Below are 10092 nucleotides of genomic sequence, written 5' to 3'. Positions count from 1 at the left end.
TACCTCGTCTATCGAGGCGAACAGGCCGTTCGCTCCACACCAGCCAGCGGGGATGCACGACTGCGCGGAACGAGTTCTCAAACAGGCTCTACAGCAACCCAAAGTACTCACGGGTCCTGACCTGGCCGAACAGCCCGTCAGGTTGTTTCGGGGCCGGAGAGTTCGGGACGGTCGTCGAAGGTGCTCCGGACCAGTTCCGCCAGTTCGCCGTGGCCGTGCGCCGCCAGGACATCCGCCACCCGGCGGCCGAGCGCCGCGCGCTCCTCCCCCGTCGCCAGGCCTTCGATCGCGGCCAGCACGTGCTGCGACGCGCCCAGCCTGCTGCCCTGCACCTCGAACTCCTCCAGTCGGAACGAGCGCATCGTGTGCTGGTCAGCGGGCATCGCGGTGATCCACTGTGGAGGGTGGAGGTCCGGGTCGGGCACCCGGGTGTCGTGCGCGGCAGCGGTGAGCCTCCGCAGGTTGCCGATCTGGCGGACCGCCTCGTCGACGTTGCCGTCTTCCCTCGCCAGCCACCAAACCAGCGCGCTACCGGGATTTTTCAGCACGTCGTCGGCCAGGTACGCGCGCTTGTCGCGCTCGTGGTCGCGCGCGCGTTCCCAGAGTTCTTCCTGCTTGCGCGCCTCGGCGAGGCGTCGCAGCCGGTCCGCGTCGGGATCCGGCAGTTCGAGGCGCACGTCGCCGGCCCAGGCCGCCACGCGCCCGGACGGATCAGAGCGTTCCACCCCGAGCGCGGCGTTCAGCCGGTACTGCGCGAGCTCACCTTCGTCCGGCGGGACCTCCGCCACGAAATGGCTCGCCTGCTCCAGGATCAGGTCGATGGCCAGCCCACCAGGATCGGCGTGCGGCAGCCCCGGCGCGTCCGGCTTCGAATACCAGAACACCTTGCCGGAGAACAAGAACTTGTAGTCCGGGTGCGCGCTTCGCATCGGCAGGCCCGATAACGACCGCTCGAGCGGTTGCGGCCGTTCCCGCGGTTCGACGGCTTCGACGGCCGGCGGCTCCAACGCGGGCCTCCGGTCCTGCCAGCGCCGGTATTGCCAGAAGACCACCCACGGAGCGACGCACGTTGCGGCGACCAGCACGAGCCACAGCCACACCGGCCAGCCGAAACGCAATCCGAGCACGACCCAGAGCATCGCCACGATCACCGACACTGCCTTCACGACACCACGCTGCTCACGATTCATCCGGCGGTCCCTCCACGCACAGGCCTGGGCTGCACTCCACAATTCAGTACCGGGCGTCCGGCGCGGCGGAACCGTTCAAGCGGATTTCCGCTCGAACAGAGCAGGCCCGCTCCCGGATCGTGGCGAGCTCAGAAGCGGAGGAACACCGCGGTGGCGTCGTCGTGGGGTTTTCCTCGGCGCCTGCGGCGTTCCTCCGAGGTTTCCGCCTCTTCCGCGGCTCGAACGTGGCGCAGCAGCTCGGCCGGGCCGACTTGCTCGACGAGGTCCAGCAGGTCGGCCCAGTCGCCGAGGCCGAACCGCTCCACGTAGCGGGACGCGCCGTCGGTGAGCAGCACCGCCCGGCGCACATCCGCCGCCGGGACCACGCCGTGCACGGCTTCGTACGCCGCTTCGGGTTTCGTGCTGGCCACCCAGAATCCGCCCGGCTGGTTCCGCAGGTCGCGGACCGCTTCGAGCGTGTAACTGGGCAGACGTTCGATCCGGTCGTCAATGATCGGCCGGGTTTCGCCCGCCACGTCGAGCACGATCGGGCTGTCGGCGAGCGCCAGGTACTCCAGGTCGTAGCCGCGCAGCCTCAGCAGCGCCGCAGTTGCCGAGGGGCTCGACGGGTTGTGCAGGTCGCAGGTGTCCCCGTGCGCTGCACAGGTCGCGCGGATCGCGTCGGCGAGGACGTCGGCGACCGTCCCGTCCGACGCGGCGAGCCGCCGCTCCAGCTCGCCGCCGAGCCGGCGCACCAGCCAGGGCACGTCGTGCGCACAGCCACTGTCCACACCGGACGGAGCAGTCGCGCCGTCGAGGACGAACGCCCAATCCGGTCCGGCGGCCAGGTAATCCTCGTTCGGCCGGCCCGGCGTGGCGATCGTCGCCTGCGTCGCCTGCACGCCCGGTCAGCCGCCGGGCCGCTGCGGCAGGTGGTGCAACGCCGCCACCAGCGGCGCCAGCTCCGGGACCTGTTCGCCTTCGACCAGCGCCTTCTCCAGGGCTTCGTCGTGGGTGGGGCGGGCCTTCTCCCACAGGGTTCGGCCCGCGTCGGTCAGCTCGGTGTAGATGCCGCGGCGGTCGTCCTTGCACAGGACCCGCGTCAGCAGCTCGCGGTCTTCCAGCCGGTTGACGAGCCGGGTCGTCGCGCTGCCGCTGAGCGCCGTGGCGCGGGCGAGCTGCTGCATCCGCATGTGCCAGCCGTCCTGCCTGCTCAGCGCGTCCAGGACGGTGTATTCGACGACCGACAGCCCGTGCTCGGCCTGCAGCGCCTTCTCCAGCGCGGCTTCGAGCGTCCCGTGGAGCGCGGCGAGCGTCCGCCAGCCGTGGGCCCGAATCTCGACGGCGTCGTCGGCGATCCCCACCGCGCACCTCCCTGACGTGACCTGTATCGCCTACGACTATAGCAGCTTGCGCGGATATGAAGCGCATGCAAGTGTTTATAACGCGCTTGCAACTACCTGCTTGCGCCTTGTATCTACCCACGCATCTACCGCTAAGGAGCCACGGGCATGCCCGTAGCACTCATCGCCCTCGCGCTCGGCGGGTTCGGCATCGGACTCACCGAGTTCGGCATCATGGGCCTCCTCCCGGAAGTGGCCGGCGACTTCGCGGTCAGCATCCCGGTCGCCGGCTACCTGATCTCCGGCTACGCGATCGCCGTCGCGGTCGGCGCCGTCCTGCTGACCGCGGCCGTGACCCGGCTGCCGCGCAAACCGGTGCTGGTGTGGCTGATGGTGTTGTTCATCGCCGGAAACCTGCTCTCCGCGCTCGCCCCGCACTACGCGGTGATGATGATCGGCCGAATCCTGGCCGCGCTCACCCACGGCGCGTTCTTCGGCATCGGCGCCGTGGTGGCCGCCGCCCTGGTGCCGCCGAACCGCAAAGCCGGCGCCGTTGCGATCATGTTCACCGGCCTGACCACCGCGAACGTCCTCGGCGTGCCGCTGGGCACGTTCCTCGGGCAGGCACTGGGCTGGCGCTCGACGTTCTGGGCCATCACGATCATCGGCGCCATCGCCCTTATCGGCATCCAGCTGCTCGTCCCCGCCACCGCAGGTCGCGAAGCCGGCACGGCCAACCTGCGTGCCGAACTGGTCGCCCTCAGGCGGCCGCAGGTGTGGTGGACGCTCGGCGTCACAGTCCTCGGCTTCGGCGGGATGTTCGGCGCCTTCACCTACATCGCGCCGCTGGTCACCGACGTCTCCGGCTTCGCGGCCGGCACCGTGCCGTGGCTGCTGCTGATCTTCGGTGTCGGCCAGTTCGCCGGCAACCTGACCGGCGGCAAGGCCGCCGACCGGCACCTCGACCGCACCATGCTGATCGCGCTGATCGCGCTGGTCTTCATCCTCGTCGGCTTCGCCCTCGCCGCCGAGAACCGGATCCTCACCGTCATCGCGATCGCGCTCATGGGCGCCTTCGGCTTCGCCACCGTGCCACCGCTGCAAACCCGGGTGATGAGGTACGGCGGCGAGGCGCCGACGATGGCGTCGGCGCTCAACATCGCCGCCTTCAACATCGGCAACGCCCTCGGCGCCTGGCTGGGCGGGCTGACCATCGCCGCGGGACTCGGCTACACGTCGCCGCTGTGGGTCGGCGCGCTGCTCGCCGCGATCAGCACCGGCCTGCTGGTCGCCGCGATCGCGACGAAACCCAAGCCCGCCCAACGAATCGAGCCCGTTCCGGTCGCTCGAGAGGCTGTCTGAGAACTCGTTCTGCGTGGCGGCGCCCCGCGGGAGTTGCAGACTCCGCCTGGACTGCGGAATCTCCGACGTACGCATGCCCGGAGGCCGCGAGCGGTCATGGCCACGGCGGCCATGACCGCTCAGCCTCGCTTGAACAGCACGTACGCCTCGACCCAGCCGTTCTCGTTCGGCACCACCGAGAACTCGTCGAGCTCCCAGCCCTTCTCCTCGATCGTCTCGATGCGCTGCGACCACGGATCGATCGCGTCGTCCTTGCTGCCGGGAAGTGCCACCAGGCGAACGGTGAACCGCCGCCGCCCCGAATCGAGAGCGGCGGCGGCCATCGCACCGAGATCGGCGGCGGAGTTCTGAAAGAGCCCCATTCCCCCATTCAACCCCAAATACCCCGAAATACTCGAAACGGGTCAGTGGTCGTCGTTGCGGTAGAAGAGTTCTTCCAGATGATCCGCGGTTTCCGCGACGAAGTTCAGCGGATCGGTGAACTCGTTGATGTCGAGGTTCAGCAGCGGCAGCGAATGCCGGAGCACGACGTGGTCACCGATGATCAGCGCCCCGCACACGACCGAGGTCTGGCCGAGTTCTTCCAGCAGTTTCCGCAGGTTGATGCCCTCGGCCCGGCCGATCACCGAAACGACCTGCACCCAGTCCTCGCGGCCATCGAGCCGCTCGTGGCAGACGATGACGATCTGGCTGCGGTCGTCCTCGTACTCGACGAGGATCCGGACCTCGTCCTCACTGTCCTCGATGATCCGGTATTCGGGCTCGTCGTCCTCCTCCCCACCGATGACGAGCCGGTATTCGGTTCGTACGAATTCGAGAAGATCTTCCCAGGTCGCCACGATTCCTCCCAGCAATCGGCCGCGAACCGGCACGGATTTCGTCGGCGATCTTGCCATGCCGCCCCGTCGCGCCAACCCGTTTTCCGGTCGGGAGCAACCGAACGCGTTATTCGGTGCGCAGCGGCAGCGAATTCGCGCCGATGATATCCGTGCCCGGCATGAGGACCGCCGGGTTCGCCGGATCCGTGCGCAGCCGCGGAAAGCGGTCCAGCAGGATGTTCATCGCGATCCTGCCTTCAAGCCGGGCCAGCGGCGCGCCCAGGCAGAAGTGGATGCCGCGCCCGAACGCGATGTGCGGGTTGGGGTCCCGGGCCGGGTCGAAGACGTCCGGGTCAGCGAACACCCGGCCGTCGCGGTTGGCCGCCCCGAGCCACACCGAGATCATCTGGTCCGCCGGCACCCGCCGGCCGCCGATCTTCGTCTCGGTCATCGTCGCCCGGTAGGTGAGCGCGAACGGGGTCAGCAGGCGCAGCGATTCCTCGATCGCGCCCGGCACCAGCGCGCGGTCCGCGCGCACCCGCGCCGCCTGCTCCGGGTTCGCGTCCAGGCACATCACCGTGTTGCCCAGCAGCATGGTGGTGGTGATGTGCCCGGCGGCCAACAGGAGGTTGGCGAAGTTCACCACCTCGTTGTCGGTGAGCCGCTCACCGTCGACCTCCGCCCGCACCAGCTGCGTCAGCAGGTCCTCGCGGGGTTTCCGCCGCCGCTCGGCGGCGTGCTCGCGGAAGTAGTCGAGAATCTTCCGGAAGCTTTCCAGCCCGGCGTTCATCTCACGCTGCTGCTCCTCGCCCTGGTCGACGACCGAGAGCTGCCGGCCGCCGCCGAGCTGCTCCTCCACCCACTGCCGGAAGAGGTCGCGGTCGCTGCTGGGCACGCCCAGCAGCTCGGCGATGACGATCACCGGCAGCGGATAGGCGAGATCCGCGACCAGTTCGAGCTCGTCCCGGTCGCCCACCGCGTCGAGCAGTTCGTGCGTCAGCGCGGTGATCCGCGGTTCGAGGTCGGCCACGATCTTCGGGGTGAAGGCGTGGCTGACCAGCCGGCGCAGCTTGCGGTGGAAGGGCGGGTCCATCTGCGTCAGATCGCCCTCGATGAAAGCCTGGTCGATCTCGACCGGCATGAGTCGTGCGAGGTCGTTGGAGAACGTCGTCGGGTCGCTGAGGACTTCGACCGTCTCCGGATGGCCGTAGACGTTCCACACACCCCGCGCTTCGTCGAAGTCGACCGGACTCTCCGGTTTCTCGCCGCGCAGCCAGAAGTGCTGCGGGTCTACTGGTATGCGGGCAGCATCGAGTAGCATTCGTATTGCCCTTTCGTTGGTGTGAAACGAAAAGTGTGTTCGTCCAGTCAGGACTGATACCGGCCCGGGTCGACGGGCCGGAGCAGGGCAGCAGAAGACGCGCAGTGCGTTTCCGCGTGAACATCGGCCACGTCAGGACATGGCCGGAATCGTTGCGCAGGAACTCGGTCCTGGCGTAGGTCGCCGGCCGAAAGCTCGGCGACGTCGTGCCTTTCGGTGCCTACTCGCCGATCACTCGTCGGCGACGAACGAGGAGCGGCGCACGACGATGTCACCGGCCACGGTGCGCGCGCGGACCTCGACGGTTTCCTCCGATTCCGCCGGCGCATCGGCGCTGTCCAGCGCGTTGTGCACGCGACCGGCCGTGGCGTCCAGGTCCAGGTACGCGGCGGTTCCTTCGCGGATGCCGATCTCCAGCTCCCCCACCGATACGCCCAGCGTCACCGTGCCACGCGCGACTTCGCCGATCCGGATGTCGCCGTTGGCGGTTTTGGCATGAACGGAGTTGTGCGCCCTTTCGACGGAGATGCCGCCGTTGGCCGCGCTCAACCGCGCGTCACCGCCGATCTCGCCGATCTTGGTGCCCCCATTGGAATTCTTGAACACCCCGGCACCGTCGACCAGCCTGATCCGCAGCTCGCCCGACCCGGTGGCGACCTCCGCCGGGCCCGCCACATGGTCGACGGTGACCGCTCCGGTAGCGGTCTTCGCGTTCAACGGGCCGGTGGCGTCGAGCCGGATGGCGCCCATCGCGGTCCGGAACCGGCATTCGCCGAGCCGTCCCTCGCCGCGGAAATCCCCCATCGCCGATTCGGCCTGCACCTGCGACCCGGCCGGCAGCTCGATCACCACCTCGACGGAGCCGCCGTCGCGGGGGCCGTAGTGCCGCCACCGCTTCGACGTCTTGACCAGCAGCTCGCCATCGGAGAACTCCACGCGGGTCAGTTCCGCCGCCGTCACGTCATTCTTCCTGGACGGGTCGGTCGGCCGCACCTCGACGGCGGTGTCGGTCCGGTCGCCGGCGACGATCCGCACGTCGCCCATGACGACGTCGATCGTGGCGGAAATCGGTTCCGGCGTTTCGAAAGTAGGCATGGTTGTCCCCTCAGATCGTGCTTGGTGAGCGTCCTCGCTGGTAGGACGTGTGGTGTGCGGGTCGGAGCGCGGGGCTAGCGCGCCCAACCGGTGTAGCGCTGTCCGCGTCGGCCGCCGCTGCGTCCGGCGGGCCGATCGGCGGGTTCCACGGCGGCGGCCGCGGCCCGGACGAGCCACGCGTTGACCGACAGCCCTTCTCGCCCGGCCGCCTCCTCGACCCGGGCCTTGAGCCGTTCGGGCATCCGGACGTTGATCCGCGACATGGCTCCTTCGTCGGCCTCCAGGAGTGGCCGGGCGTCCGCCGGCGCGCTCTCGCCGCCGGCCGCCGCCTCGACGGCGTGTTCCACCGGTGGCGCCGTCACGACGAATTCCGGTTCCCCGCTGCGGAACCGCAGATCCACCGACCCCGGCGCGAGATCGCGGGTGATCTCGTCGGCGGCCGACGACAACGCTTCCAGCAAGGTCAGCCGGAGGGCGGACTCCAATGGCGTCGTGAGCCGCTCGGCAAGCTCCCGAGCATCGTCACCACCGACTTCGGCGGCGACGGAGAGCTCCCGCCGGATACCGTCGACATACACCCCAAGATCCATGGCACCATCATGGCACCGCCGTGGCACCAGCGCAACTGTTTATGGCACTAGCGGCACCATCCGGGCCCGGGCGACGGCGCGCGGCACCGGGCCGAGACGGAGAAAGATCAGCGTTCTCGCTGGCTGACGCGGCGCAGCGCGGTGCGGCGGCGATCGCCACCGCCGCCGTCAGCAACGTCGCGCCGAGGATCACCGCGCGCAGCGACGTGACTCGGCGAGCGGCCCGGCGAGCACCTCGCCCAGTGGCATCAGGCCCCAGGCGAGCGCCCGGTGCGCGCTGGTCACCCGGCCCATCATCGGGCGCGGCGTCAAGCGCTGTCGGTTGGCCGCGGACAGCACGTTCCCCGCGCCCGCGCCCAGGCCCATGACGAAGTACGCGGCCCACGCACCGCCCGGTGCCCGCACCACACCGAGCAGCGCGATTCCCGAGACCAGCGCGAACAGCGCGCCGACCATCACCGATCCGCCGCCGAATCGCCCGGCCAGCCGGGACGCGACCGGAGCGGCCAGCAGCGTGCCGATCGCGGTGCAGACCAGCGACGTCGGCACGGACGCCGCGGGCAGGCGCAGCGACTCGATCACGAAGAGGAACGCCACCGCGTTGACGCCGCTGGTGAGCAGCGCGGTCGCGCCGACGACGCCGACGACCGTGCGCAAGTCCGGGCTGCGCACGAGAAAACGCAGCCCCGCAACGCGGGGTCGAGCTGCTTGAGCTCGCGGGCCAGCGCCAGCGAGGCGGTGTTCTGCTGGAACGTGGTGGTGAATCCGATCAGGCCGCCTGCGGTGTCGGCGATTTCCTTGGCGTAGGAAGAGATCCAGTCGGGCACGAGGTCGTGCAGCCGCAGGCACAGCTCCAGCCGCTCCGCGTCGATGCGCCCGGTCAGCGCCTCCCGGAATTCCGCGGCGCGCCATCCGCGCACCCCGTGCAGGGCGGCGGCGAAAGCCCAGTCCGCGACCTTGTACCGCCGCTACCCGGATCGCGCGTCCATCGCCACGGCCCTGCTGGACGAGCACGAGCGCGTGCTGCAGGAGAAATTGCTCCGCGGCGATCCGCCGCCGGGACCGGGCGCGCCGCCTGCCGAACGCCTGGCGGCGCGCTACGAGGCCGTGGTCGACCTGCTCGAACGGCACATCCACCTGGTCCTGGGCACCGAAGTGGGCAGATCCCGGTTCGAGTCCGGCGCCTACGGGTTCTGGCGAGCGCACGTCCGCTCGCTGCTCGCGGAATCTTCCTTGGCAGAGCCGGAATCCCTGACGGACTCCCTGCTGGCGCCGCTGGCGCCGGAGGTCTTCCAGCACCAGCACGAAACCCTGGGCATGGGAACGAGGAGAATCAAAGCGGGCCTGACCGAATTGGCCCGCAGAATCCTGTAGGGGCGAAAACCACTACAAGGCAAGCAAACGCTGCTTGAGGAATGCAAAAGGCCGCCGCGCCGGGCGAATGCCTCAGTCGTCGAGGAGGTGCTCCCGGCCGAACATGGTGGCGGCGGCCCGCGCGCTGGGCGTACCCGCGTCGAGGTCGGCTCCGGCCTCGCGGAGCACGGCCACCACCTCGTCCGCGCCCTTGAACAGCGCACCGGCGATGGGCGCCTGGTCGCGCGCGTTGCGCAGATCGGGATTCGCGTCGCGGGCGAGCAGCGCGCGCACCGTCTCGGCGTGCCCGTGGTAAGCCGCGAGCATGAGCAGGGTGTTCCCGGCCTCGTCGGTCACGTCGACCGGGAGTCCGTGGTCGACGAACTCCGCCAGTTGCTCGGTTTCGCCTTCCCGGGCCAGATCCATGGCGATCGCCACGACGCGCTCGGCCTGCTCCGGAGTCAGTCCACCGTGGCTCATCAGTAGTTCTTCCTGATCACGTCAGCGAAATTTCCGGTCGGTTCGAAACAGGCGCGGCGGCCACGGTTTTCCGTGGCCGCCGCCCTGCTAACCAGGTCGAAGACCTAGCGGGCCTCAGCCGTTGCTCGCGGCCAGGGCCTCGATCGCCTTGCGGACGCCCTCACCGTAGGCCGGATCGGCCTTGGTGCAGTTGGCGATGTGCCGCTCGATGGTCGCCTGCGAGGCGCCGTCGATCGCCCGCGCGGTGTTCTCGAAGAGCACCTGCTGCTGCTCCGGCGACATGCTCCGGAACAGGTTGCCGGGCTGCTCGAAGTAGTTGTCGTCGTCCTCGCGGTAGTTGAACCGGTCGGCGACGGCACCCACGGCCTGAACCGGGTCGCGGTAGGAGGCCTGCTCCTGCCAGCGGCCGTACGAGTTCGGCTCGATGCCCGGGGTGGCTCCCTGGTTGCCGTCGACGCGCATGGCACCGTCGCGGTGGTAGGAGTTCACCGGGTTCTTCGGCGCGTTGACCGGGATCTGGTGGTGGTTCACACCCAGGCGGTACCGCTGGGCGTCACCGTA

General features: G+C 69.4%; 14 protein-coding genes. 2 read left to right on the top strand and 12 right to left on the bottom strand.

The genetic code is table 11. The features are described 5' to 3' along the window. Window positions 1–137: 137 nt before the first annotated feature. The 3 genes from AB0I53_RS48565 to AB0I53_RS48555 all read right to left on the bottom strand — a co-directional run bounded on the left by AB0I53_RS48565 (window position 138) and on the right by AB0I53_RS48555 (window position 2533). A complete protein-coding gene (locus AB0I53_RS48565; protein ID WP_358617759.1) occupies window positions 138–1166 on the bottom strand; it encodes a hypothetical protein in 1029 nt (342 codons plus the stop codon). A 152-nt stretch (window positions 1167–1318) separates the two neighbouring features. Beyond that, window positions 1319–2071 (bottom strand): protein phosphatase 2C domain-containing protein, encoded by a 753-nt coding sequence (locus AB0I53_RS48560; RefSeq protein ID WP_358617756.1) that lies wholly within the window; start codon window positions 2069–2071, stop codon window positions 1319–1321. A gap of 6 nt (window positions 2072–2077) precedes the next feature. After that, entirely contained in the window at window positions 2078–2533 is a 456-nt protein-coding gene (locus tag AB0I53_RS48555) for a MarR family transcriptional regulator (RefSeq protein WP_358617753.1), read from the bottom strand. A gap of 147 nt (window positions 2534–2680) precedes the next feature. Between AB0I53_RS48555 and AB0I53_RS48550 the strand changes: the two genes are divergently transcribed. Next, complete coding sequence (locus tag AB0I53_RS48550; RefSeq protein ID WP_358617750.1) at window positions 2681–3874, top strand: MFS transporter; 1194 nt, start codon at window positions 2681–2683, stop codon at window positions 3872–3874. Window positions 3875–3993: 119 nt separating this feature from the next. Here AB0I53_RS48550 and AB0I53_RS48545 read toward each other — a convergent pair whose 3' ends face one another. From AB0I53_RS48545 to AB0I53_RS48515, 7 genes are all read right to left on the bottom strand, one after another. Beyond that, the gene (locus tag AB0I53_RS48545) at window positions 3994–4236 is read right to left on the bottom strand and encodes a hypothetical protein (RefSeq protein WP_358617747.1); all 243 of its coding nucleotides are present in this window, start codon (window positions 4234–4236) and stop codon (window positions 3994–3996) included. A 42-nt stretch (window positions 4237–4278) separates the two neighbouring features. Further along, window positions 4279–4713 carry a hypothetical protein gene (locus AB0I53_RS48540; RefSeq protein ID WP_358617745.1) on the bottom strand — a complete coding sequence of 145 codons (435 nt, stop codon included), beginning with the start codon at window positions 4711–4713 and terminating at the stop codon, window positions 4279–4281. Window positions 4714–4819: 106 nt separating this feature from the next. Beyond that, on the bottom strand, window positions 4820–6013 hold the full coding sequence (locus tag AB0I53_RS48535) for a cytochrome P450 (protein ID WP_358617743.1): 1194 nt from the start codon (window positions 6011–6013) through the stop codon (window positions 4820–4822). Between the two features lie 231 nt (window positions 6014–6244). Next, window positions 6245–7108, bottom strand: coding sequence for a DUF4097 family beta strand repeat-containing protein (locus tag AB0I53_RS48530; protein ID WP_358617740.1), 864 nt, complete (start codon window positions 7106–7108; stop codon window positions 6245–6247). A gap of 74 nt (window positions 7109–7182) precedes the next feature. Beyond that, the gene (locus AB0I53_RS48525; protein WP_358617738.1) at window positions 7183–7698 is read right to left on the bottom strand and encodes a toxin-antitoxin system HicB family antitoxin; all 516 of its coding nucleotides are present in this window, start codon (window positions 7696–7698) and stop codon (window positions 7183–7185) included. A 189-nt stretch (window positions 7699–7887) separates the two neighbouring features. Further along, entirely contained in the window at window positions 7888–8370 is a 483-nt protein-coding gene (locus AB0I53_RS48520) for a hypothetical protein (RefSeq protein WP_358617736.1), read from the bottom strand. Then, entirely contained in the window at window positions 8277–8618 is a 342-nt protein-coding gene (locus AB0I53_RS48515) for a hypothetical protein (protein ID WP_358617733.1), read from the bottom strand. The genes AB0I53_RS48520 and AB0I53_RS48515 overlap by 94 nt, the downstream gene beginning before the upstream one ends. Window positions 8619–8655: 37 nt before the next feature. Here AB0I53_RS48515 and AB0I53_RS48510 point away from each other — a divergent pair, with 37 nt between their 5' ends. Continuing rightward, a complete protein-coding gene (locus AB0I53_RS48510) occupies window positions 8656–9072 on the top strand; it encodes a TetR/AcrR family transcriptional regulator (protein WP_358617730.1) in 417 nt (138 codons plus the stop codon). A 72-nt stretch (window positions 9073–9144) separates the two neighbouring features. Here the strand turns inward: AB0I53_RS48510 and AB0I53_RS48505 are convergent, their stop codons facing one another. Then, window positions 9145–9531, bottom strand: coding sequence for an ankyrin repeat domain-containing protein (locus tag AB0I53_RS48505; protein ID WP_358617727.1), 387 nt, complete (start codon window positions 9529–9531; stop codon window positions 9145–9147). A 114-nt stretch (window positions 9532–9645) separates the two neighbouring features. Next, on the bottom strand, window positions 9646–10092 hold a 447-nt coding region (locus AB0I53_RS48500; protein ID WP_358617724.1), incomplete at its 5' end, for a catalase-related domain-containing protein.

This window comes from Saccharopolyspora sp. NPDC050389 (genome assembly GCF_040655595.1).
In the GTDB taxonomy this organism is placed as follows: domain Bacteria; phylum Actinomycetota; class Actinomycetes; order Mycobacteriales; family Pseudonocardiaceae; genus Saccharopolyspora.
This window is presented reverse-complemented; position numbering and strand designations above follow the sequence as displayed.